This window comes from Streptomyces arenae (genome assembly GCF_022343545.1).
GTDB classification, from domain to species: Bacteria; Actinomycetota; Actinomycetes; order Streptomycetales; family Streptomycetaceae; genus Streptomyces; species Streptomyces humi.
Window position 1 is genome coordinate 113,234 of record NZ_JAKQYH010000057.1, and the last position, 24,031, is coordinate 137,264.

Consider the following 24,031-nt stretch of genomic DNA (forward strand, 5'->3'; position numbering starts at 1 on the left):
GGTGAATCTTGTGCGCGGGTTCGGGCGCCGGCCGGGGCGGACGGCTGCCGAGGCGGCGGCCCTGGTGATCGCCGTCGTCGTCGCCTTCCCGCTGTACTGGATGGTGCTGGGCGCCTTCAGACCGGCCGGCGAGATCGAGTCCGGCCGGCCCCGGCCGTGGACGCTCGCGCCGTCCTTCGACTCCTTCCGGCGGGTGTTCGGGCAGCAGGAATTCGGCCGCTACTTCGTCAACAGTCTCGTCGTCGCCGGCAGTGTGGTGGTCGTCTCGGGGCTCGTCGCCTTTCTCGCGGCGACCGCCGTGACCCGATTCCGGTTCCGCTTCCGGACCACCCTGCTGATCATGTTTCTGGTGGCCCAGATGGTGCCCGTGGAGGCCCTCGCCATCCCGTTGTTCTTCCAGCTGCGGAACCTCGGTCTGCTGAACACGCTGGGCTCGCTGATCCTGCCCCACATCGCCTTCTCGCTGCCCTTCGCGATCTGGATGCTGCGGGGGTTCGTGAAAGGGGTGCCCGAGGCGCTGGAGGAGGCCGCGTACATCGACGGGGCGAGCCGTGCGCGCTTTCTCTGGCAGATCCTTTTCCCGCTCGTCCTGCCGGGGCTGGTGGCCACGAGCGTGTTTTCCTTCATCTCGGCCTGGAACGACTTCCTCTTCGCCAAGTCCTTCATCATCAGCGACACTTCGCAGTCCACGCTGCCGATGGCGCTGCTGGTGTTCTTCAAGCCGGACGACCCGGACTGGGGCGGGGTCATGGCGGCCTCCACGGTGATGACGATTCCGGTGCTGGTGTTCTTCGTTCTCGTACAGCGGAGGCTGGTCTCAGGACTGGCCGGAGCGGTCAAGGAGTGACGTGGTGGATGTGATTCCCGAACCTCTGGACGTGCTGTCCCACGGGGACGGTTTCTTCGAACTGGACGCCGGCACCGGACTCGCGGCGGGGGAGGGCGCGGAGCGTACCGAGCGCTGGCTGCGCGGCACGCTGGGGGCGGCCACCGGACTGCCGCTGCCGCCGGGCGGAAGCGCGGACGACAACGTCATACGGCTCTCCGTCGATCCGGCGGTCACCGCGGAGCTCGGTGCGGAGGGCTACCGCCTCACGGTCGCGCCCACCGGTGTGCGGGTGGCCGGCGGCGGGCCCGCCGGGCTCTTCTGGGGCGCCCAGACGCTGCGTCAGCTGCTCGGCCCCGACGCCTTCCGGCGTGCCCCGCTGCCCGGCGGTTCCCGGCGGCTGCCGTTGTGCGGCCTTCAGGACGCGCCACGATTCCCCTGGCGCGGCCTCATGCTCGACGTCGCCCGGCACTTCATGCCGAAGGAAGGCGTCCTGCGCTACCTCGATCTCATGGCGGCGCACAAACTCAACGTCTTCCACTTCCATCTGACGGACGACCAGGGGTGGCGCATCCGGATCGAGCGGTATCCCCGGCTCACCGAGGTCGGCTCCTGGCGGCCCCGCACGAAATTCGGCCACCGGGCCTCACCACTGTGGGAGGAGAAGCCCCACGGCGGCCACTACACCCAGGACGACATCCGGGAGATCGTCGCCTACGCGGCCGAGCGGCATATCACGGTCGTCCCCGAAATCGACGTACCGGGGCACTCGCAGGCCGCCATCGCCGCGTATCCGGAACTCGGCAACACCGATGTCATCGACACCGCCTCCCTGACGGTCTGGGACACCTGGGGGATCTCTCCGAACGTACTCGCCCCCACTGACAACACCCTGCGCTTCTACGAGGGGGTGTTCGAGGAAGTGCTGGAGCTGTTCCCGTCGGAGTTCATTCACGTCGGCGGCGACGAATGCCTCAAGGACCAGTGGCGGGCATCCCCGGTGGCGCAGGCCCGCATCAAGGAACTCGGGCTCGCCGGAGAGGACGAGTTGCAGGCGTGGTTCGTCGGCCACTTCGCGAAGTGGCTCTCCGCGCGCGGGCGCAGACTGATCGGCTGGGACGAGATCCTGGAGGGCGGTGTCGCCGAGGGCGCGGCCGTGGCGTCGTGGCGCGGTTACGGCGGCGGGATCGCGGCCGCGCGGGCCGGCCACGACGTCGTCATGTGTCCCGAGCAGCACGTGTATCTGGACCACCGGCAGGCGGACGGCGCGGACGAGCCGGTACCGATCGGATATGTGCGCACCCTGGAGGACGTGTATCGGTTCGAGCCCGTTCCACCGGGGCTCGACGAATCCCAGGCGCGCCGGATCCTGGGCACCCAGGCCAACCTCTGGACCGAGGTGATGGAGGACCACGCGCGCGTGGACTACCAGGCGTTCCCCCGGCTGGCCGCCTTCGCCGAGGTCGCCTGGAGCGCGCTGCCGCCCCCTCCGGAACGGGACTTCGCCGGCTTCGAGCGCCGTATGGCCGCCCACTACCGGCGGCTCGACGCCCTCGGGGTCGCCTACCGGCCACCGGCCGGACCCCTGCCCTGGCAGCGTCGCCCGGGGGTGCCGGGGCGCCCGATCGACGGCCCGCCCCCGAACCGGTAGCCCTCGCCCGTCAGCTCCCCGCCCCGAACGCGTAATGGAAAAAGACCTCAAGGGTCACCGAAGAGTGTCAATCGGGACTCACCGGCGATGGCGTGCAAAAACGGCCCATGTCGCCGGTGAGGTGGGCGAATGCCTCCTAGCGGACCCGTGCGTTCGAGGCTTGCGAAGATGTGCCAGAGTTGCCACGTCCGCCCTGTGAGCACGTACCGTACGGCCACACAGGTGGGACCAGGTGGGGCAGCGGGAAGGGGCAGCCGGTTTTGACCACGCACGCACCGCAGGCGGGGCAGTCCGTCACGCTGCCCACGACACTGAACGAGGCAGTGGCGGCCCTCACCGACATGCCCGCCGCGGTCCCCGTGGCCGGCGGCACCGATCTGATGGCCGCCGTCAACTCCGGGCAGCTGCGGCCCGCCGCGCTCGTCGGCCTCGGCCGGATCAGCGAGATCCGCGGCTGGCAGTACCAGGACGGCAACGCGCTGCTCGGCGCCGGCCTCACGCACGCGCGCATGGGGCGCCCCGACTTCGCCGCGCTGATCCCGGCGCTCGCCGCCGCCGCGCGGGCCGCCGGTCCGCCGCACATCCGCAACGCGGGCACCCTGGGCGGCAACATCGCCACGGCCGCGCCCACCGGCGACGCGCTGCCGGTCCTCGCCGCCCTGGAGGCGACGCTGATCATCGCGGGGCCCGGCGGGTCCCGCCGGGAGATCCCGGTGTCGCACCTGCTGGCCGGCGTCGAGATGCTCCGCGCGGGCGAGCTGATCGGCTTCGTGCGGGTGCCGCTGCTGCACGCCCCGCAGGTCTTCCTGAAGGCGACCGGGCGCACCGGTCCTGGCCGCTCGGTGGCCTCCGTGGCGCTGGTCCTCGACCCCGCGCGGCGCGGCGTCAGATGCGCCGTCGGTGCCATAGCGCCGATGCCGCTGCGGCCCCTGGAGGCCGAGCAGTGGGTGGCCAGGCTCATCGACTGGGACAACGACCGGGCGCTCGTCCCGGAGGCGCTGGCCGCGTTCGGCGAGTACGTGGCGGCCGCCTGCATCCCGGACCCGGCCCCCGAGCCCGACGGCTCGGTGCCCGCGCTTCCGCCCGCCGTACTGCACCTGCGGCGCACCGTCGCCGCGCTGGCCCGACGAGCACTGGGGAGGGCGCTGTCATGACCGACGACCAGCACGCGGAGGATGCGTCCTCCGGCGGCGGCCGGTGGGACCCGCTGCCCCAGGGCGACTACGACGACGGTGCGACCGCGTTCGTGAAGCTCCCCGAGGGCGGCATCGAGGCCCTGCTGTCCGGTGACAGTCCGCTGGCCGCGCCCGGACACGGTTACGTACCGCCGCAGATAGCGGCCGCTCCGGAGAGCGAGACCTGGGGCGCGCCGGGCGAGGGCGGCCGGTGGCCCGACCCCGGCGCGGTCCCCCAGGAGCAGTCCGGCGGCGACCGGTTCACGTACAACCCCGCCTCGACGCAGCAGTGGACGTACGAGGAACCGCCGCCCGCGCCCGGTCACGATGTGACCGGGCAGTGGTCGATTCCGGTCGCAAGCGGCGATACTCCGGACGAATCCGGCGAGTTCACCACATCCGCGCTCATGGAGCAGTGGGGCGGCACACCCCCGGCGACCCTCCCGGGCGGCGCCCCCGCCCCCTGGGCGACAGAGGCCCAGACCTGGGAGCACCCCGCGGAGGCCCCTGGAGCCCCCGCTGGCGCCCCGTCGCGGCACGACCCCACTCCGCCCGCTGCCCACGCCCCCGGGCCCGCTGACGGCCCGCCTGTGGCCGGCGGTGCCGAGGAGGGCGAAACGGGCGGACCCTCCGAAACGGGCCGGCCGCCCGCGGCGGCGGCCCACGAGCACGGCCACGAGCACGCCCACGAGCCCGCGGCGGCCGACGGTCCGGGCGGAACCGGTGAACCGGATGCGGTCGGGGAGCGGGCCGAAACGGACGCACCCGACGACGAAAACCACACCGGCGGTGCGGACGGGACCGAACTCGACGAGAGCGGGACCGAGGCGGTCGACGACCACCCCCTCGCCTCCTACGTCCTGCGGGTCAACGGCACGGACCGCCCCGTCACCGACGCCTGGATCGGCGAGTCCCTGCTCTACGTCCTGCGCGAGCGCCTCGGCCTGGCCGGCGCCAAGGACGGCTGCTCGCAGGGCGAGTGCGGCGCCTGCAACGTCCAGGTCGACGGCCGTCTCGTGGCCTCCTGCCTGGTCCCGGCCGTGACCGCGGCCGGCAGCGAGGTACGCACCGTGGAGGGCCTCGCCCAGGACGGCCGGCCCTCCGACGTCCAGCGCGCCCTCGCCCGCTGCGGAGCGGTCCAGTGCGGCTTCTGCATCCCCGGCATGGCGATGACCCTCCACGACCTGCTGGAGGGCAACCCGGCCCCGACCGAGCTGGAGACCCGGCAGGCCCTGTGCGGCAACCTCTGCCGCTGCTCCGGCTACCGGGGCGTCCTGGACGCCGTCCAGGACGTCGTCGCCGAGCGCGAGGCACACGCCGCCGCCGACGCCGGGACGGACGGCGACGAGGCCCGTATCCCGCACCAGGCGGGACCGGGCGCCGGCGGCGTCAACGCCTCGGCGTTCGACTCCCCGGGCACCTTCGGCGCGGGCATCCGGGTCCCGCACGAGCAGTCGTACGACCAGTCCTTCGGCGGCAACCAGTCCTTCGGTGGCAACCAGTCGTTCGACGCCGACCAGTCCTTCGGCGGGAACCGGACGTTCGGTGGCAACCAGTCGTTCGACCCCGATCAGTCGTTCGGCGGGAACCAGTCGTTCAACCCCGATCAGTCCTTCGGTGGCAACCAGACGTTCGGTGGCAACCAGACGTTCGGCGATCAAGGCCAGGGTTACGACGACCAGCCCTACGGCCCGGACGGAGGCCAGGCGTGACCAACGAGACCGTCACCACGACCACCGCCGCGGAGGCCCCCGCCGCCGCACCCGAGCCGCCGCACGGCCTCGGCGTGTCGCTGCCGCCCGCGGACGGGCGCGCGAAGACCGAGGGCACCTTCCCGTACGCGGCCGACCTGTGGGCCGAGGGCCTGCTGTGGGCGGCCGTGCTGCGCTCCCCGCACCCGCACGCGCGCATCGTGTCCATCGACACCAGCCACGCGCGCGAGATGCCCGGCGTCCGGGCCGTGATCACCCACGAGGACGTGCCCGGCACCCCGCGCCACGGCCGCGGCACCCCGGACCGCCCGGTGTTCGCCTCGGAGGTCGTCCGCCACCACGGCGAGCCGATCGCCGCCGTCGCCGCCGACCACCCCGACACCGCCCGCATGGCCGCCGCCGCCGTCATCGTCGAGTACGAGATCCTCGACCCGGTCATCGACCCCGAGCAGTCCTTCGAGGCCGAGCCGCTGCACCCCGACGGCAACCTGATCCGGCACATCCCGCTCCAGCACGGCGACCCGGACGCGACCGGCGAGATCGTCGTCGAGGGCCAGTACCGCATCGGCCGCGCCGACCCCGCCCCCATCGGCGCCGAGGCCGGCCTCGCCGTGCCCCGCCCGGACGGCGGGGTCGAGCTGTACCTGGCCTCCACCGACCCGCACACCGACCGCAACACGGCCGCCGCCTGCTACGGCCTGTCGCTCGAACAGGTGAAGATCGTCGTCACCGGGGTGCCCGGCGCCACCGCCGACCGCGAGGACCAGGGCTTCCAGCTGCCGCTCGGGCTGCTCGCCCTGAAGACCGGCTGCCCGGTCAAACTCACCGCCACGCGCGAGGAGTCCTTCCTCGGCCACGCCCACCGCCACCCCACCCTGCTCCGCTACCGGCACCACGCCGACGCCGAGGGCAGGCTGGTCAAGGTCGAGGCGCAGATCCTGCTCGACGCGGGCGCCTACGCCGACACCTCCGCCGAGTCCCTGGCCGCCGCCGTCTCCTTCGCCTGCGGCCCCTACGTCGTCCCGAACGCCTTCATCGAGGGCTGGGCCGTACGCACCAACAACCCGCCCTCCGGTCACGTCCGCGGCGAGGGCGCCATGCAGGTGTGCGCCGCCTACGAGGCGCAGATGGACAAGCTGGCGAAGAAACTCGGCCTGGACCCGGCCGAGATCCGCCTGCGCAACGCGCTCGCGACCGGTGACGTCCTGCCCATCGGCCAGACCGTCACCTGCCCGGCCCCCGTCGCCGAACTCCTCCAGGCGGTCCAGGACTTCCCGCTGCCGCAGCTCCCCAAGGACACCCCCGAGGACGAGTGGCTGCTGCCCGGCGGCCCCGAGGGCGCGGGCGAGCCGGGCGCGGTGCGCCGGGGCGTCGGCTACGGCCTCGGCATGGTGCACATGCTCGGCGCGGAGGGCGCCGACGAGGTCTCGACGGCCACCGTCAAGGTCCACGACGGCATCGCGACCGTGCTCTGCGCGGCCGTGGAGACCGGCCAGGGCTTCACCACGCTGGCCCGGCAGATCGTCCAGGAGACGCTCGGCATCGACGAGGTCCACGTGGCGCCCGTCGACACCGACCAGCCGCCGGCGGGCCCCGGCTGCCGCGGCCGCCACACCTGGGTCTCGGGCGGCGCGGTCGAACGCGCCGCGAAGATGGTCCGCACCCAGCTCCTCCAGCCCCTCGCCCACAAGTTCGGCATGTCCACCGAACTGCTCCAGATCACCGACGGCAAGATCACCTCGTACGACGGTGTCCTGTCGACCACGGTCACCGAGGCGCTGGACGGCAAGGAGCTGTGGGCCACCGCACAGTGCCGCCCGCACCCCACCGAGCCGCTGAACGCCGAGGGCCAGGGCGACGCCTTCGTCGGCCTCGCCTTCTGCGCGATCCGCGCGGTCGTCGACGTCGACATCGAACTGGGCTCGGTACGGGTGGTGGAGCTGGCGGTCGCCCAGGACGTCGGCCGGATCCTCAACCCGGCACAGCTCAACGCCCGCATCGAGGCCGGTGTCACGCAGGGCGTGGGCATCGCCCTGACGGAGAACCTGCGCACCCCGCGCGGTCTGATCCGCCATCCCGACCTCACCGGCTACGCCCTGCCGACCGCCCTGGACGCGCCCGACATCCGGATCGTCAAACTGGTCGAGGAGCGGGACGTGGTGGCCCCCTTCGGCGCCAAGTCGGTCAGCGCGGTACCGGTCGTGACGTCCCCCGCGGCCATCGCCTCCGCCGTCCGCGCGGCCACCGGCCGCCCGGTCAACCGCCTGCCGATCCGTCCGCAGGCCGCGGTGGTCACCGGTCAGTGAGCCTGTCCGGGGTCGTCGTCGTCACAGGTGTGATGGCGGCCGGGAAGTCGACGGTCGCGCAGGCGCTGGCCGAGGCCCTGCCGCGGGCCGCGCACGTCCGCGGCGACCTGTTCCGCCGCATGATCGTCACCGGACGGGAGGGCTGCACCCCGGGCGCGTCGGCCGAGGCAACGGCCCAACTCCGCCTCCGGCACCGCCTGTCGGCGGCCACCGCGGACGCGTACGCCGACGCGGGCTTCACGGCGATCGTCCAGGACGTCCTGCTGGGCCCGGAGTTGGCGTCGTACGTCGAGCTGATCAGGACCCGCCCCCGGTACGTGGTGGTCCTGGCCCCGAGCCCCGAGGCGGTGGCGGCGCGGGAGGCGGGGCGGTCCAAGACCGGGTACGGGGCCTGGACGGTGGCCGATCTGGACGCGGGACTGCGGCGGGACACCGCCCCGCTGGGCCTGTGGCTGGACACTTCCGAGCTGACGGTGGAACAGACGGTGGCGGCGATTCTCGCCGGGACGGAACGGGCCAGGGTTGCCTGACGTCTCTTCAGCGGGGCGTTGTCAGTGCCGCCGCGTAGTGTTCTGGGCAGTGGGGACGGCCGGTTCGGAGGGGAAGCCCGAACGGCACACCACGCCCTGCTCGGCGACGTACGGCGCACCACCCGACCCATCCGATCCACTTGCACGACTTGAACTCTTTGATCGCGGGGGCAGCGATGAGCACGATCAGCACGACCGGCAGCGGTGCGGCGGCGATCACGCTGACCGAGGCTGAACTGGACCGATACATCACGCACGAACCGACGCGCAGCTGGCTCACCGGCCCCGGACTGCCCGACACCGACGGCCTGCTGACCTTCGAGCCGCTGCGCAGGGCGGGCCTGCGCACCCTCGCCGACGTCACGGACGGCCCGTCCCGTCTCGCGGAGGAGCTGCGGGACCGGCTGGTGATAGGGGAGTTGCTCGCGCCCGCCGGTCTGGACCCGGAGTCGATCCTCCTCGACGGCGGCACGGGCGAGATCTCCACGGCCCACCTCGTCGGCCCCGCCGACCCGCGCCCGCTCGCCCCCTCGCTGGAGACGCTGCTGCGGTTCGCCGCGGTCACCGAGGAACTGACCGGCCTGCGCGGCCGTTTCGCCTCCCTCGCCGGGACCCACGGCACGAAGGTGGCGACCGAGGCCTCCCGCAAGCTCCTTGAGCTCTTCGAGGAGGGCACGGCGGGCCGGGTCCCGCCGTACTGGAAGGCGACGGCCCTGATCCGCCCCCTCAGCCTGGTCGCGGGACCCGGCACGGACTCCGGGCTCAGCCTCGACCTGCCGGCCCGGCTCCTGGACCAGGAGTTCGGGCAGGGCCGGGTGGCCCGCTTCGAGGAGGTCGACTTCCCGCCCACGCTCACCCACGAGCCGACCCGCCGCTTCCTGCGCGAGACCGGGCTGCCCGAGCGTGCCGTCCTGTTCCACCTCGACCCGGACGCCGCGCTTCCCACCCTCACCGAGTACTTCGCCGACATCCACCCGGGCGGCTTCCCCGTGGAGGATCTCCCGGCCCACGCCGACCGCCTCATACGCCTCGGCCACCTGGTGGAGGACAACAGCCTCGTCGTGGACGGCGGCACGGGCGCGATCCTCAACTTCTCCGAGCCCGAGGCGACGCTCTACCCCCTTAACACCGACATCTCCACCCTCGCCTACACGCTCTGGCTGCTCCACCACGAGCGCACCATCGACGAGCACCTGCACCACGAACTCACCACGGAGGCCTACGACCAGCTCGCCGCCACCATGCTCCACACCCTCGCGGCGATCGACCCCACCCCCACCACGACCGACGCCGACTGGCACTACTGGACGGAGCTGTTCCAGGACGAGGCGGGCGGGGTCCTGTAGGCGGCCGCCCGGCCGGGGCAGGGCCGGGGGCGAGACCGAATGCGGGACCGAGACCGGAGGCGGGGCCGGGGCCCGGACCGGGGCTTCAGGTCACCAGGCCCTGCCGGTAGGCGTAGACGACGGCCTGGACGCGGTCGCGCAGGCCCAGCTTGGTGAGGATGCGGGACACGAACGTCTTGACGGTCTCCTGGCTGATCACGAGGGTCGCCGCGATCTCGCTGTTGGAGCGGCCGTCCGCGATCAGCCGCAGCACCTCCAGCTCGCGCGGGGTCAGCGGGACGTCGTGGGGGGTGCCACCGTCGGCGGGCCGGATCCGGGCGGCGTACCGGCCCACCAGCTGCCGGGTCACCTCGGGGTCCAGCAGGGCGGCGCCGGTGGCCACGGTCCGGATGCCGTGCAGCAGCCGGTCCGGCGGGGCGTCCTTGAGCAGGAAGCCGCTGGCACCCGCCCGCAGCGCCTCGTAGACGTACTCGTCCAGGTTGAACGTCGTCACCACGAGCACCTTCACGGGGTGCGGCACCCCCGCTCCGGCCAGCAGCCGGGTGGCCTCGATGCCGTCCAGGACCGGCATCCGGACGTCCATCACCACGACGTCCGGGCGCAGCCGGCCGGCCAGGTCGACCGCGCTCCGGCCGTCCCCGCACTCACCGGCCACCTCCAGATCCGGCTGGGCGTCGATGATCGTCGCCAGGCCGGTGCGGATGAGCACCTGGTCGTCACAGACCAGGACCCGCAGCGGTGCCTCCCCCACGCCGGTCACGCGGGGTTCCCCGAGGGTATCCGGGCCCGGACGACGAAGCCGCCGTCCGCCGCGTGCCCCGCGCTGAACTCACCGCCCAGGACGTTCACCCGGTCCCGGAGCCCGACGAGCCCACGCCCGCCGCCACCGGGCGACACCGAGACCGAACGAACCCCACCCCCGCCGACCGACCCCGACCGCCCCCCACCGCGCCCACCCGCACCGGCCTCGCCCACGCCGATCCGGCCCGAGCCGACCCCACCCGCACCCACGTCACCCGCGCCTGCGCCGCCGCCCGCACCCACGCCACCCGCGCCGATCTCGCCCACGCCGATCCGGCCCGAGCCGACTCCACCCGCACCCACGCCACCCGCGCCGCGCCCACCCGTGCCGGTCCCGCCCGCACCCGCGCCGTCCGTGCCGCGTTCGTCCGTGGTCTCGCCGGGTACTCCCGGTCCGGCTGTGTCGACCTCCACGGTGATCTCCTTCTCGCCGTGCCGGACCCGTACCCAAGTGCGGCTGCCGTGGGCGTACTTGAGGGCGTTCGTCAGGGACTCCTGCACCACCCGGTAGGCCACCAGGTCGGCGCTGCCGGCGGACTCCGTCGGCGTGCCCTCCTCGGTGAACTCCACCGGCTGCCCGGCCCGGCGCGTCTGGTCCACGAGCGTGCGCAGCCGGCCGGCGGGCGGCGTCCTGTCGTCGGCGCCGGGCTGAGTGCCGGCGCCGGTGCCAGTGCCGGGGCCGTGGTCGGGGTTGAGCAGGTCGAGCAGATGGCGCAGGTCGGAGATGGCCCGGCGGCCGGTGTCCGTGACGGCGGTCAGGGTCTGGTCGAGACGGTCGGGCGCGGCGGTCAGATAACGGGCCGCCTCGGCCTGCACGACCATCGCCGTCACATGGTGGGTCACCACGTCGTGCAGCTCGCGCGCGATCCGGGTCCGCTCGGCGGTACGGGTGTCCTCGGCGACCCGCAGCCGGCGTTCGGCCTCCGCGACCCGGTTGGCGCGCAGCCATGCCCCGGCGCCCCAGGCGAGGACCAGCACCAGGTAGAACGTCACGAACCCGGTGACCGTCTCGCCGCCCGACCCCAGCCGGTACAGCCCGACCGCCATCGGCACATAGGCCACGGAGAACACGAGCGCCGCGACCCGCCGGCGCCGTTCCAGATGGGCCCCGGTGCTGATCAGCGCGAGGGGCAGCGCGGTGCCCGCGACCGAGTGGTAGCCGCGCAGCTGGTCGACGGCGAAGCCGAGCGACACCAGGGCGAGACAGCCGGCCGGCCACCGCCGGCGCACGGCCAGCGGCAGGCACTCCAGGGCGAGCGCCAGCAGGGCCAGCGCGTCGAACGGACGGGTCGGCAGATCCCCGACCTGCGTCCCCTTGCCGTGCAGCGCCGGCAGGAACGAACCGGCCAGGAGCAGCAGCCCGAGCGGCAGGTCCCGCACCGTGACGTCCAGCCGGTGCCACCGGTCGGACCACTGCCGAGGACTGATCACCGGGGCAGTGTAACGACGGCGTCGGCCGTGGCGCCCGGACGGCGACGGGGCATCAGACGGCCCCGCCGGCGGGCCAGCCGCAGGAACACGACCGTCACCAGCACCCCCAGCAGCACCGAGTAGATGCTGGCCTCCGGCCCGAACTCGCCACCGGTGACCAGCCGTGCCCCCGAGGTCGTGGCGTCCAGCAGCCCCTGCTGCGACCCGCTGCCGGAGACCTCGGTGCCGAAGAGGCCGGACTCGGCGAAGTTCCAGCCGAAGTGCAGGCCGATCGGCAGCCACAGGGTGCGAGTGGCGACGTACGCGGCGCCCAGCATGCCGCCGGCCTCGATCGCGATGGCGAGGGCGCCCCACACGGTGGCGTGCTCGTTGAGCAGATGCATCATCCCGAACAGCGCGCCGGTCGAGGTGAGCGCGATCCACGTCCCGAAGCGCTCCTCGACGATCCGCAACAGCACGCCCCGGAACAGCAGTTCCTCCGTGACCGCGGCGGCGGCCATGAATCCGACCAGCCCCACCGCACTCGCCACCGACCCCAGTCCGTGCACCGTGTAGTCGCCGAGGAAGGCGATGTTCACGATGACCCCGGTGAACGCCGCCACCCCGACGAGCGCCCCGCGCGCGAACGCCGGCCGCGCGCCGTCCCGCCCCACCTCCGTGACGGGCCGGTGCTCGGTCCGCCGGACCACCCACCGGTAGACCGGCACCGCGGCCACGGCCGTCAGCAGGCCGACGACCAGCGTGAGAAACCAGTTCCCGTCCACCGCCGCGAGCGCCTGCCCGCCGACGAAGGAGACGGCCGCGACGGCCAGGAGCTGCCAGACCACCCTCATGATGACTTCCTCCCAGGGACGCGCGGCCAAAGCGCCGCGACTGGTCAGAACGCTATGGACCGGCCGCCCCGGAATCGTCACCACGCGGAGGACACCTGCGGGTAGCTCGCACGGGGGACAGGGCCGCTCCGGCCGGCCGGTCTCCCCGGCGCCCGCGCAGGTCCGTACCGGATGCGTCAAGGCTTGTAGAACCGGGACGGCCCCGAACCCGCCAAGCGGTAGAGAGCTGAAGGCGACAGCCTCTCTTCCGCCCGTGAATTCACAACTCAAGTGATTTCGGCTTCAGTTGTTGACGACGGGCACCGGTGGGTCTACAACCCGAGGGAACGCTCGCACGTCTGCTGTCGCTCCACCCCCACGCACGCCGAACCGGCCTGAGGAGACCCGCATGCAGAGTTCCGTCAGCGTGCTCAGCACCCGCAGACCACCGGCCGACGCCGTACGCCCACGCATGGCTCTCGGTCTGGTCGTCGTCCTGATCGCCGCCTTCTTCGCGGCCCTCGCACCGTCCCCCGCGCACGCCGCCGACCAGTTGCTGTCCCAGGGCAGGCCGGCCACCGCCTCCTCGACCGAGAACGCGTCCTTCCCCGCGAGCGCGGCGGTCGACGGGAACACCGGCACCCGCTGGTCCTCGGCCTTCGCCGACCCGCAGTGGCTCCAGGTCGACCTGGGGTCCGTCCAGCAGCTCACCCGCGTCACCCTGAACTGGGAGGCCGCCTACGCGAAGGCCTTCCAGATCCAGACCTCCACCGACGCCACCACCTGGACCACCGTCTACTCCACCACCGCCGGCACCGGCGGCACCCAGAACCTGACCGTCACCGGCAGCGGCCGCTACGTCCGCCTCTACGGCACCACGCGGGCCACCCCGTACGGCTACTCCCTCTGGGAGTTCCAGGTCTACGGCCCCGGCTCCACCACCCCGCCGGACGACTTCTGGGGCAGCACCAGCGACATACCGGCCGCGCACAACGCCGTCGAGGTGAAGATCCTCAACCGCACCAACGGCAAGTACCCCGACAGCCAGGTGTACTGGAGCTTCAACGGCCAGACCCACTCCATCGCCGAGCAGCCCTACCTCGACATGCCGGCCAACTCCGCGGGCCGCATGTACTTCTACCTGGGCTCGCCCACCAGCGCGTACTACGACTTCATCGAGTTCACGGTCGGCAACAACGTCTTCAACGGCAACACCACCCGCGTCGACGCCTTCGGCCTGAAGCTGGCCATGCGCCTGCACACCAAGGACGGCTACGACACCGAGGTCGGCGAGAACCGGCAGACCTTCGCCGAGGACCGCGCCACCACCTTCCAGCGCTTCACCGACGCCGTCCCCAGCCAGTTCAAGGTGCTGGCCCAGACCCAGGCCCCGTACCGGATCATCGCGCCCGGCAGCGACCCCAGCTTCCGCGCGGGCGGCGCCAACGCGAACTACTTCACCTCGTACGCCCAGTCGGCCGGCGTCACCGCGGCCACCTCGGACATCTTCGGCTGCGCGGCCTCCCTGGCGGCCAACCCGGACATGTGCGCCGCCCTCAACCGCCACGTCGCCACCCTGCCGGCCTCCCAGCAGTCCGACCCGGCCCAGTTCTACACGGCGGCCCCCGCCAACTACTACGCGAAGTTCTGGCACGACAACGCCATCAACCACCTCGCCTACGGCTTCCCCTACGACGACGTGGCAGGCCAGTCCTCCTTCATCTCCCACGCCGACCCGCAGTGGCTCCTGGTCGCCGTCGGCTGGTGACCAGAACCAGGAAGGGCGGCACCCCGTGAGGGTGCCGCCCTTCCGTTCTGCCTGGTCAGGCAGGAAGAGGCCGTGGCGGGAATTGAACCCACGTACCTCGCTTTGCAGGCGAGTCCCTAAGCCACTCGGGCACACGGCCGTGTCGGTGAGACGAAGGTATGAGGGTGTGGGGGAGGAGGGCAAGGGAACTGGTGGGGGTGCAACGGGACTGCCATACGGCGTTCATGAAAGGGGGAGGGTGAGGGGGGTCTACGACCAAGGTCCGAGGTGGGGTACGGCTCTCGACAGGGGCCAAAGTGACACTTGGGCCTTACCGTGGTCGGCATGACCGCTCTTGAGCCGCGCGACGCCGTCGTCGCAGATGAGACCGCCGACAGCGTCGATGACGAGGGTGTGCTGGGGCGGTCGTACCGGGCGCTGAGCGTCGGGATCGTGTCCGTCGTGCTGCTGATCGCCTTCGAGGCGACCGCCGTGGGCACGGCGATGCCGGTCGCGGCCCGGGAGCTGCACGGGCTGTCGTCGTACGCGTTCGCCTTCTCCGGGTATTTCACGACCAGTCTGTTCGGGATGGTGCTGGCCGGGCAGTGGTCGGACCGCAGGGGGCCGCTCGGGGCGCTGACCACCGGGATCGGTGGCTTCGCCGCCGGGCTCGTCGTGGCCGGGACCGCCCAGAGCATGTGGGTGTTCATCCTGGGGCGGGCCGTGCAGGGGCTCGGCGGGGGACTGGTCATCGTCGCCCTGTACGTGGTCGTGGGCCGGGCCTACCCGGAGCGGCTGCGGCCCGCGATCATGGCCGCCTTCGCGGCCGGCTGGGTCGTGCCGTCCATCGTCGGGCCGCTGGCCGCCGGAACGGTCACCGAACAGCTCGGCTGGCGCTGGGTGTTCCTCGGCATCCCGGTGCTGGTGGTCCTCCCGGTGGCGCTCGCGCTGCCGCAGATACGGCGGCGGGCCGGCGGTCCCGTGCCGGGCGGCCGCCAGGAGGCCTTCGACCGGCGGCGCATCCGGCTCGCCCTCGGTATCTCCGTGGGCGCGGGACTGCTCCAGTACGCGGCCCAGGACCCGCGCTGGGTGTCCCTGCTGCCGGGGGCCGTCGGCGCCGCGCTGCTGGTACCGGCCGTGCTCGGGCTGCTGCCCCGCGGCACCTACCGCGCCGCGCGCGGACTGCCCTCGGTCGTGCTGCTGCGCGGGGTCGCCGCGGGTTCCTTCGTCGCCGCCGAGTCCTTCGTGCCGCTGATGCTCGTCACCCAGCGGGGGCTGTCCCCGACGCTCGCCGGGTTCTCGCTGGCGGCGGGCGGGGTGACCTGGGCGGTGGGCTCGTGGGTGCAGGCGCGGCCGGGCATGCGGGCCCACCGGGAGCGCCTGATGACCCTGGGCATGGTGCTGGTCGCCGCGGCGGTCGCGACCGCCCCCAGCGTGCTCCTGCCCGCCGTGCCGGTGTGGATCGTCGCCGTCGCCTGGGCCTTCGGCTGCTTCGGGATGGGGCTGGTGATCGCCTCGGCCAGCGTCCTGATGCTCCGGCTCTCCGCCCCCGAGGAGGCCGGCGCCAACTCCGCCGCCCTCCAGATCTCCGACGCCCTGTCCAACGTGGTGCTGCTCGCCGCGACCGGCGCCGCGTTCGCCGCCCTCGGCGGCGGCAGCATGACGGGTACGGCCGGCTCCGGTTCCCATCCCGCCGCCTTCGCCGCGGTGTTCCTGCCGATGGCGGCCGTGGCCCTCGCGGGTGCCTGGGTGACGACCCGGCTCCGCGATCCTGACCCGGCTCCGTGACCTGTGGCCCGGTCATGTGATCTGTGACCCGGTCCCGCGAGCTGTGGCCCGGTCACGTGATCTGAGACCCGGTTCCGTGATCTGAGACCCGGTTCCGTGATCTGTGACGTGGGTCCCACCCTGGGGTGACCCGGCCTCGTCCGCGCGTTGACAGCCGCGGCACGCCGGTAGGGTGGCCCGGTTGTCATACGTAGCCGCCCGACCCTCGTACACCTCGCGACCCCCTACTACGGAGACCGTGACTACCACCGCCGCTTCCCCGTCCTCCTCCAACTCCCACCACCTCTCGCCGGCCTTCCCGGGCCGGGCGCCCTGGGGTACCGCCAGCAAGCTGCGGGCCTGGCAGCAGGGGGCCATGGAGAAGTACGTCCAGGAGCAGCCACGCGACTTCCTCGCCGTCGCCACCCCCGGCGCCGGCAAGACCACGTTCGCGCTGACGCTCGCCTCCTGGCTGCTGCACCACCACGTTGTGCAGCAGGTCACGGTCGTCGCGCCCACCGAGCACCTGAAGAAGCAGTGGGCGGAGGCCGCGGCGCGGATAGGGATCAAGCTCGACCCCGAGTACAGCGCCGGACCGCTCAGCCGCGAGTATGACGGCGTGGCGGTCACGTACGCCGGTGTCGGTGTGCGGCCCATGCTGCACCGCAACCGCTCCGAGCAGCGCAAGACCCTCGTCATCCTCGACGAGATCCACCACGCCGGTGACTCCAAGTCCTGGGGCGAGGCCTGCCTGGAGGCGTTCGAGCCGGCCACCCGGCGGCTGGCCCTGACCGGTACGCCCTTCCGGTCCGACACCAACCCGATCCCCTTCGTGACCTACGAGGAGGGGCAGGACGGCATCCGGCGGTCCGCCGCCGACTACACCTACGGGTACGGCAACGCGCTCGCCGACCACGTCGTGCGCCCGGTCATCTTCCTCTCCTACAGCGGCAACATGCGCTGGCGCACCAAGGCCGGTGACGAGATCGCCGCCCGGCTCGGCGAGCCCATGACCAAGGACGCCGTCAGCCAGGCCTGGCGGACCGCGCTCGATCCGCGCGGCGAGTGGATGCCGGCCGTGCTGCGCGCCGCCGACCAGCGGCTGACCGAGGTGCGCAAGGGCATCCCGGACGCGGGCGCCCTCGTCATCGCCTCCGACCAGGACTCGGCCCGCGCCTACGCCAAGCTGATCCGCGAGATCACGGGCTGCAAGGCGACGCTGGTCCTCTCCGACGACACCGGCGCGTCCAAGCGGATCGACGACTTCAGCGCGAGTGACGACCGGTGGATGGTCGCCGTGCGCATGGTGTCCGAGGGCGTCGACGTGCCCCGGCTGGCCGTCGGCGTCTACGCCACCACCATCTCCACCCCCCTCTTCTTCGCCCAGGCCGTCGGCCGTTTCGTGCGGTCGAGGCGGCGCGGCGAGACCGCGTCGGTGTTCCTGCCGACCGTCCCGGACCTGCTGACCTTCGCCAACGAGATGGAGGTCGAGCGCGACCACGCCCTCGACAAGCCGAAGAAGGACGGCGAGGAGGACCCGTACGCCGAGTCCGAGAAGGAGATGGAGGAGGCGAACAAGGAGCAGGACGAGGACACCGGCGAGCAGGAGCAGTTCGCCTTCGAGGCACTGGAGTCCGAGGCCGTCTTCGACCGGGTCCTCTACGACGGCGCCGAGTTCGGCATGCAGGCCCACCCCGGCAGTGAGGAGGAGCAGGACTACCTCGGTATCCCGGGGCTCCTCGAACCCGACCAGGTACAGCTGCTGTTGCAGAAGCGGCAGGCCCGGCAGATCGCGCACAGCCGCAAGAAACCGGACACCGAGGCCGACCTCCTCGAACTCCCGGCGGAGCGGCGGCCCGTCGTCTCCCACAAGGAGATGATGGAGCTGCGCAAGCAGCTGAACACCATGGTCAGCGCGTACGTCCACCAGAGCGGCAAGCCGCACGGGGTGATCCACACGGAGCTGCGCCGGGTCTGCGGCGGCCCGCCGAGCGCGGAGGCCACGGCCGGACAGCTGCGGCAGCGGATCGCCAAGGTGCAGGAGTGGGCCACGCGGATGCGCTGACATCGGCGCAACACCGCGTATATAACGGCACATACCGAGGTAGTCCGTACCGGCGTCTGACCGGATTCTGGACGCAGACTTCCGCTCAGCGAACCCGCTTCGCTACTGTCCGGCTACGCACACGCCCCGTGGCAGCGCCGCCGCGGAGCGCAGCCGTGAAGCGACTGGGCCCGGAGCCGCCGGGCCGCCTTGCCGATCGGCGGCCTCTGAAGCGCGTCGCTGACGGGACTCGGCGACGCAACCGCCGCGTCGGAGGTCGCCGACCTCACCACTTAAGGAGTGGGCGTCGTGACCGCGGAGACCTCTCAGACGCTCGACCGGGGACTCAGGGTCCTCAAACTGCTGGCCGACACGGACCACGGGCTGACCGTCACCGAGCTGTCCAACAAACTGGGCGTGAACCGGACCGTGGTGTACCGGTTGCTCGCCACCCTTGAACAGCATGCGCTGGTACGGCGCGACCTGGGCGGGCGAGCCCGGGTCGGGCTGGGGGTGCTGCGCCTCGGACGGCAGGTGCATCCGCTCGTACGGGAGGCCGCCCTGCCGGCGCTCCGTTCGCTCGCCGAGGACATCGGGGCGACCGCCCATCTGACGCTGGTCGACGGGACGGAGGCGCTCGCGGTCGCGGTGGTCGAGCCGAGCTGGACCGACTACCACGTGGCGTACCGGGCCGGGTTCCGGCATCCGCTGGACCGGGGGGCCGCCGGCCGGGCGATCCTGTCCGCCCGGCACTCGCCGCGCGACGACCCCGGATACACGCTGACGCACGGCGAGTTGGAGGCCGGGGCGAGCGGGGCCGCGGCTCCGCTGCTGGGGGTCACCGGGGTGGAGGGGAGCGTCGGTGTCGTGATGCTCGCGGACGCCGTCCCGGAGCGGGTGGGGACACGCGTGATGGACGCGGCGAGGGAGGTCGCGGAGGCGTTGCGCTAGCCGCCCCTCCCGACGGGGCCGGGCGGGCCGTGCGCGGTGCGTGGAGATGCGCGGTGAGCGGGGTCGGGGCGATGGCCGGAACAGGTCGCCACGTTAGATTGACTCCGTGCTCTCACGTCTCACGCGTCTCCAGGCCATCGCCGTGTGTGCGGTTCCCGTCGTGGCTCTGATCGGTACGGCCGTCTTCGCGCCGCTGCCGTTCTCGGTGGCCCAGCCCGGGATGACGGCGAACGTCCTCGGCGACAACCAGGGGACCCCGGTGATCACCATCGCCGGGGCGCCCACCCGCACCACCAGCGGACAGCTGCGGATGACGACGATCGAGGCGACCGGGCCGGACGCGCGGGTGTCGCTGGGCGACGTCGTCGGCAACTGGTTCCGGACGGACCGGGCGGTGTTGCCGCGCGACTCGGTGTATCCGAGCGGCGGCGACGTCAAGGAGATCGAGCAGCACAACACCGAGCAGATGCAGCAGTCGCAGGACGCGGCGGCCCAGGCCGCGCTGAAGTACCTCGGGCTCAGCGCGGGCAAGGTCAAGGTGACCCTGAAGCTGGCGGACGTGGGCGGGCCGAGCGCGGGGCTGCTGTTCTCGCTCGGGGTGATCGACAAGCTCGACGGGAACGGGAGCGGGGGAGACCTCACCGGGGGGAAGAACATCGCCGGTACGGGGACCATCACCGCCGACGGGACGGTGGGGGCCGTGGGCGGGGTCGCGTTGAAGACGCAGGCGGCCCGGCGGGACGGGGCGACGGTGTTCCTGGTGCCGAGGGACGAGTGCGGTGACGCGAAGGCCGAGCTGCCGAAGGGGCTGAGGCTGGTGCCGGTGACCAGTCTCAAGGGGGCCGTCTCCGACCTGGTGGCGTTGGAGAAGGGGGAGAAGGTCGCCGGCTGCTGAGTGTTGGGTGACCGGTGGGTGGGGGCTGCTCGCGCCCACGCGGCGGCAGCCGCACATCGATACCGCCCCGCGCCCCTAAAGGGGCGCAGATCCCCGCGTCTCTAAAGGGGCGCTGATGCCGGAACCGGGGTTGCCAGGCGCAGGCCTACTTCCACCAGGGTCCAGCCGACGCGGGTACGCAGGGTGCGCGGGCGTCGGCCCTGTGCGGCCAGGCGGTGGGTCTCGGCCTCGGCGTGGAGTTCCGCGGTGCGGGTGTGGTGCAGGGCGAGGTGGGTCTCGGGGTGCAGCATCTGGGTGGGCCTCTCAGTCCGTCTCGATGGGGAAGAGGTGCGTGTGGATGCGTACCTGCGTGACGCTGTCGTCGTCGGCGGCCCGGTCGCGGTAGGTGTCGACGAGCGCGTGCATCTTCTCGGTCAGTTCCTGGGCGAGTTCCGGGGTGAGCCGTAGCGTCGCGCTGCTCATGTCCCAGACGCGGTTCCACTCCTCGGGCCATTCGGCGCGGGTGCCGAGCCAGGTGGACAGGTTCCTGATCTGGGTGGTGGCGATCTCGTGCAGGTACATGTCGGCGGCGCCGCGGACGACCGGGTCGGTGTCCGTGAGCAGGGCGTCGTCGAAGCGCAGGCCCTGGTGTGCCGCCTTCCACCAGCGTTCGCGGCCCTTGCCCCGCTCGGGTGCGTCCACGACGAAGCCGTGCGCCGCGAGCTGGCGCAGGTGGTAGCTGGTGGCCCCGCTCGACTCGCCCAGTTTCTCCGCGAGCTGGGAGGCGGTGGCCGGCCCGCCGTAGCGCAGGGCGTCCAGCAGCTGCATCCGCAGCGGGTGGGCGAGCCCGCGCAGGGAGCGGGCGTCGAGATCGCGGACCAGAGGGTCACGGGGTTCGCTCATGTATCGAGGGTAGCGTTGCAAAGGACCCTTTGCAACGTATCCTTTGCATCGACTTCTTTGTATGTCCGGTCAGGCCCCGTCGCCGTCCGCCGCGGCCTGCTCCACCAGGGGGATGATCCGCAGCGGGACGGGGTTCTCCATGACGATCGCCGTGGAGGCCCGGACGATGCCGTCGAAACCGACGACCCGGTCGATCACCCGCTGGAGATCGGCGTTGGAGCGGGCCACCAGCCGGCACAGCATGTCCCCGGTGCCGGTCGTGGTGTGCAGCTCCAGCACCTCCGGCACGCCCGCCAGGTGCGCGCGCACGTCCGGCCCCTGGCCCTGCCGGATCTGGAGCGTGGCGAACGCGGTGACCGGGTAGCCGAGGGCCGCCGGGTCCACCTGGGGGCCGAACCCCTGGATGACCCCGTTCGACTGAAGCCGGTCGAGTCGCGCCTGCACGGTCCCCCGGGCCACCCCCAGCCGGCGGGACATCTCCAGCACCCCGATCCGCGGCTCCCGGGCCAGCAGCACCAGGATCCGCCCGTCCAGATGATCGATCGCCATACCCGCCTCCGGATGGTCACCCTGTACAGAAAGTCCGCCGAAACGGCCGTACCGCTGAGCATATTGCGCAGCTGAAACCCGAACTATTGCGCACCTTGTCCGCCGGGTTCACCCTTCGGACATGACGCAGACCACAGAGCACGCTCCCGTCACGACGGCCCGGCAGGACGACCCCTTCCCGGTCCGGGGGATGGACGCGGTCGTCTTCGCCGTCGGCAACGCCAAGCAGGCCGCGCACTACTACTCCAGCGCCTTCGGCATGCGGCTGGTCGCGTACTCCGGACCGGAGAACGGCAGCCGCGAGACCGCGAGCTACGTGCTGGAGAACGGCTCGGCGAGGTTCGTCCTCACCTCCGTCATCAAGCCCGCCACCCCCTGGGGCCACTTCCTCGCCCAGCACGTCGCCGAGCACGGCGACGGCGTGGTCGACCTCGCCATCGAGGTACCGGACGCCCGCCGCGCCCACGCGTACGCGGTCGAGCACGGCGCCCGCTCGGTGGCCGAGCCCTACGAGCTGAAGGACGAGCACGGCACCGTGGTGCTGGCCGCGATCGCCACGTACGGCGAGACCCGCCACACCCTCGTCGAACGCACGCACTACGACGGCCCCTACCTCCCGGGGTTCGCCGCCGCGTCCCCGATCGTCGCACCCCCGGCCCGCCGCACCTTCCAGGCCGTCGACCACTGCGTCGGCAACGTCGAACTCGGCCGGATGAACGACTGGGTCGACTTCTACCACCGGGTCATGGGCTTCTCGAACATGAAGGAGTTCGTCGGCGACGACATCGCCACCGAGTACAGCGCGCTGATGTCCAAGGTGGTCGCCGACGGCACCCTGAAGGTCAAGTTCCCGATCAACGAACCGGCCATCGCCAAGAAGAAGTCCCAGATCGACGAGTACCTGGAGTTCTACGGCGGCGCGGGTGTCCAGCACATCGCGCTCAACACCAACGACATCGTCGAGACCGTACGGACCATGCGCGCGGCCGGCGTCGAGTTCCTGGACACCCCGGACAGCTACTACGACACCCTCGGCGAATGGGTCGGCGACACCCGGGTGCCGATCGACACCCTGCGCGAGCTGAAGATCCTCGCCGACCGCGACGAGGACGGCTACCTGCTCCAGATCTTCACCAAGCCGGTCCAGGACCGTCCGACGGTCTTCTTCGAGATCATCGAACGCCACGGCTCGATGGGCTTCGGCAAGGGCAACTTCAAGGCCCTCTTCGAAGCGATCGAGCGGGAGCAGGACCGCCGCGGCAACCTCTGACCGCCGGTCAGCCCGGCAGCGGTTCCTCCGGTGGCTGTTCGCCCAGCGCCGCCAGGGCCGATCGCGCCACCGGGGCCTGGAGCGGGGAGAAGTACGGGTTGAAGCGCAGGGCGTCCTGGAGGTGACGGCGGGCCGGGGCGTCCTCGTCCAGGTCCCGTTCGATCATGCCCCGGTGGAAGGCGTACAGGGCACTGCGCACCCCGCCGCCCTTCGTCGAGTCCGTGGCGATCGAGGCGTACCGCAGGGCCTCCTGGTCGTCACCGGCCCGGTGCAGCGCCCAGCCCAGCGCGTCCGCCACCTCGATACCGGGCTGCCGCTCCCACTCGGCGGTCAGCCGCTGCACGCCCTCCTCGGGGTCCCCGTGGTCCGCCTCGTACCGGCCGATCAGCAGGTCGTCGTCGACGCCGGCGGCCAGCTCCTCCTCCACCCGGGACCGCATCAGCTCGTACTCCGTGTGCGCCTGCCGGGTCATCCCCAGCGACTCGTACAGCTCGGCCAGCTCCAGGGTGACCTGCGGGGTGGGCCGGTGGGCGAGCGCCTCCCGGTACGCGGCCAGCGCCTCCTCGGTGCGGCCCAGCCCGGCCAGCGCCCGCCCCTGCCCGGCGCGCGCGGCCGCCTGGTCCCGGTCCAGGCGCACGGCCGCCTCGAAGTGCCGCAGCGCGTCCTCCCGTTCACCCCGCTCCCAGGCCAGCTGCCCGGCCTGGGTGAGGTACGCGGCCTGCTCGGCGGGCGTCCGCGCGGCCGCCGCCGCGTCCGTCACCTGGGCCGCCGCGTCCTCGCGCCAGCCCCGGTCCCGGTACACCGCAGAGGCCCGCGCCATCACGGCCGGCCGCACCGCCGCCCCGACCTTCAGCGCCATCAGCTTGTCCAGCGCGGACCGGGCCGCCTTGTAGTCGCCGAGCCCGTCGCAGGCGTCGATCAGCACCGGATACGTCGACCACCGCTTCGGCGCCGCCTTCAGCGCCTCCTCACCGAACCGCCTGGCCTCGGCGAAGTCCCGGCGCGCGTTCGCCAGCGCGGCGAGCCCGCCCAGCGCCTCGGCGTTGCCCTTGGCGGCCACCCGGAGGGAGGTCCGCAGCGCCTCCTCGGCCTTCGGATAGTCGGCCGTCCCGTCGGTCCGCCGGATCCGCTCCACGTACGCGGCACCCAGCACCGCCCAGGCCGCCGCGTCCTTCGGCCGTTCCCGCACCCGCCGCTCACGGGCCCCGATGAGCGAGGTGAGGTCGGGCAGCGCGGCCGGCAGGCCGTCGAGGACGGCCGCCTGCACCGCCGCCGCCCGCGCGCCCGAGAAGGCAGGCGGCCCGGCCGCCGGGCGCGGCGCGGCGGCGCGGTGCGG

Annotated in this window: 20 protein-coding genes and 1 tRNA gene; 13 read left to right on the forward strand and 8 right to left on the reverse strand. The window is 72.5% G+C overall.

Annotation, left to right across the window (positions count from 1 at the left end; genetic code table 11):
- The first annotated feature begins 1 nt into the window (after position 1).
- The 7 genes from MB828_RS25730 to MB828_RS25760 all read left to right on the forward strand — a co-directional run bounded on the left by MB828_RS25730 (position 2) and on the right by MB828_RS25760 (position 9,546).
- Positions 2-847 carry a carbohydrate ABC transporter permease gene (locus tag MB828_RS25730; protein ID WP_301650283.1) on the forward strand — a complete coding sequence of 282 codons (846 nt, stop codon included), beginning with the start codon at positions 2-4 and terminating at the stop codon, positions 845-847.
- A gap of 1 nt (position 848) precedes the next feature.
- Complete coding sequence (locus tag MB828_RS25735) at positions 849-2,477, forward strand: beta-N-acetylhexosaminidase (RefSeq protein WP_301650268.1); 1,629 nt, start codon at positions 849-851, stop codon at positions 2,475-2,477.
- Between the two features lie 260 nt (positions 2,478-2,737).
- Entirely contained in the window at positions 2,738-3,631 is an 894-nt protein-coding gene (locus MB828_RS25740; RefSeq protein ID WP_133021621.1) for an FAD binding domain-containing protein, read from the forward strand.
- A complete protein-coding gene (locus MB828_RS25745; RefSeq protein WP_301650269.1) occupies positions 3,628-5,364 on the forward strand; it encodes a 2Fe-2S iron-sulfur cluster-binding protein in 1,737 nt (578 codons plus the stop codon). Before MB828_RS25740 ends, MB828_RS25745 begins: the two co-directional genes overlap by 4 nt.
- Positions 5,361-7,670: a xanthine dehydrogenase family protein molybdopterin-binding subunit gene (locus MB828_RS25750; protein WP_301650270.1), complete on the forward strand. Its 2,310-nt coding sequence runs from the start codon at positions 5,361-5,363 to the stop codon at positions 7,668-7,670. Before MB828_RS25745 ends, MB828_RS25750 begins: the two co-directional genes overlap by 4 nt.
- Positions 7,671-7,672: 2 nt before the next feature.
- The gene (locus MB828_RS25755) at positions 7,673-8,200 is read left to right on the forward strand and encodes an AAA family ATPase (RefSeq protein WP_301650284.1); all 528 of its coding nucleotides are present in this window, start codon (positions 7,673-7,675) and stop codon (positions 8,198-8,200) included.
- Positions 8,201-8,376: 176 nt separating this feature from the next.
- Positions 8,377-9,546, forward strand: coding sequence for an SUKH-4 family immunity protein (locus MB828_RS25760; protein ID WP_301650271.1), 1,170 nt, complete (start codon positions 8,377-8,379; stop codon positions 9,544-9,546).
- A gap of 85 nt (positions 9,547-9,631) precedes the next feature.
- On the opposite strand, the gene MB828_RS25765 is transcribed toward MB828_RS25760, so the two are convergent.
- From MB828_RS25765 to MB828_RS25775, 3 genes are read right to left on the reverse strand one after another with little or no spacing between them, the layout of a single operon-like run.
- A complete protein-coding gene (locus tag MB828_RS25765; RefSeq protein WP_301650272.1) occupies positions 9,632-10,306 on the reverse strand; it encodes a response regulator in 675 nt (224 codons plus the stop codon).
- Positions 10,303-11,778 (reverse strand): sensor histidine kinase, encoded by a 1,476-nt coding sequence (locus MB828_RS25770; RefSeq protein WP_301650273.1) that lies wholly within the window; start codon positions 11,776-11,778, stop codon positions 10,303-10,305. The genes MB828_RS25765 and MB828_RS25770 overlap by 4 nt, the downstream gene beginning before the upstream one ends.
- Positions 11,775-12,611, reverse strand: coding sequence for a CPBP family intramembrane glutamic endopeptidase (locus MB828_RS25775; protein WP_301650274.1), 837 nt, complete (start codon positions 12,609-12,611; stop codon positions 11,775-11,777). Before MB828_RS25775 ends, MB828_RS25770 begins: the two co-directional genes overlap by 4 nt.
- Before the next feature lie 388 nt (positions 12,612-12,999).
- Between MB828_RS25775 and MB828_RS25780 the strand changes: the two genes are divergently transcribed.
- Complete coding sequence (locus MB828_RS25780) at positions 13,000-14,358, forward strand: beta-1,3-glucanase family protein (RefSeq protein WP_301650275.1); 1,359 nt, start codon at positions 13,000-13,002, stop codon at positions 14,356-14,358.
- Positions 14,359-14,425: 67 nt separating this feature from the next.
- On the opposite strand, the gene MB828_RS25785 is transcribed toward MB828_RS25780, so the two are convergent.
- Positions 14,426-14,497 (reverse strand) — tRNA-Cys (locus MB828_RS25785).
- A gap of 185 nt (positions 14,498-14,682) precedes the next feature.
- Between MB828_RS25785 and MB828_RS25790 the strand changes: the two genes are divergently transcribed.
- From MB828_RS25790 to MB828_RS25805, 4 genes are all read left to right on the forward strand, one after another.
- Positions 14,683-16,125, forward strand: coding sequence for an MFS transporter (locus tag MB828_RS25790; protein WP_301650276.1), 1,443 nt, complete (start codon positions 14,683-14,685; stop codon positions 16,123-16,125).
- 238 nt (positions 16,126-16,363) lie between these two features.
- Positions 16,364-18,169, forward strand: coding sequence for a DEAD/DEAH box helicase (locus MB828_RS25795; protein WP_133021632.1), 1,806 nt, complete (start codon positions 16,364-16,366; stop codon positions 18,167-18,169).
- Positions 18,170-18,457: 288 nt separating this feature from the next.
- Positions 18,458-19,099: an IclR family transcriptional regulator gene (locus MB828_RS25800; protein WP_133021633.1), complete on the forward strand. Its 642-nt coding sequence runs from the start codon at positions 18,458-18,460 to the stop codon at positions 19,097-19,099.
- Positions 19,100-19,205: 106 nt separating this feature from the next.
- Positions 19,206-19,994, forward strand: coding sequence for a S16 family serine protease (locus MB828_RS25805; protein WP_301650277.1), 789 nt, complete (start codon positions 19,206-19,208; stop codon positions 19,992-19,994).
- A gap of 101 nt (positions 19,995-20,095) precedes the next feature.
- Here MB828_RS25805 and MB828_RS25810 read toward each other — a convergent pair whose 3' ends face one another.
- The 3 genes from MB828_RS25810 to MB828_RS25820 form a co-directional block, all read right to left on the reverse strand.
- Positions 20,096-20,281 carry a hypothetical protein gene (locus tag MB828_RS25810; protein WP_301650285.1) on the reverse strand — a complete coding sequence of 62 codons (186 nt, stop codon included), beginning with the start codon at positions 20,279-20,281 and terminating at the stop codon, positions 20,096-20,098.
- 16 nt (positions 20,282-20,297) lie between these two features.
- Positions 20,298-20,876, reverse strand: a complete 579-nt coding sequence (locus MB828_RS25815; protein ID WP_301650278.1) for an ArsR/SmtB family transcription factor — start codon at positions 20,874-20,876, stop codon at positions 20,298-20,300.
- 69 nt (positions 20,877-20,945) lie between these two features.
- The gene (locus MB828_RS25820) at positions 20,946-21,425 is read right to left on the reverse strand and encodes an Lrp/AsnC family transcriptional regulator (protein WP_301650279.1); all 480 of its coding nucleotides are present in this window, start codon (positions 21,423-21,425) and stop codon (positions 20,946-20,948) included.
- A gap of 121 nt (positions 21,426-21,546) precedes the next feature.
- On the opposite strand from MB828_RS25820, the gene hppD reads away from it, so the two are divergent.
- The gene (gene hppD, locus MB828_RS25825; protein WP_301650280.1) at positions 21,547-22,695 is read left to right on the forward strand and encodes a 4-hydroxyphenylpyruvate dioxygenase; all 1,149 of its coding nucleotides are present in this window, start codon (positions 21,547-21,549) and stop codon (positions 22,693-22,695) included.
- Positions 22,696-22,702: 7 nt separating this feature from the next.
- On the opposite strand, the gene MB828_RS25830 is transcribed toward hppD, so the two are convergent.
- Positions 22,703-24,031 (reverse strand): tetratricopeptide repeat protein (locus MB828_RS25830; RefSeq protein ID WP_301650281.1); only part of this gene is annotated, 1,329 nt, incomplete at its 5' end.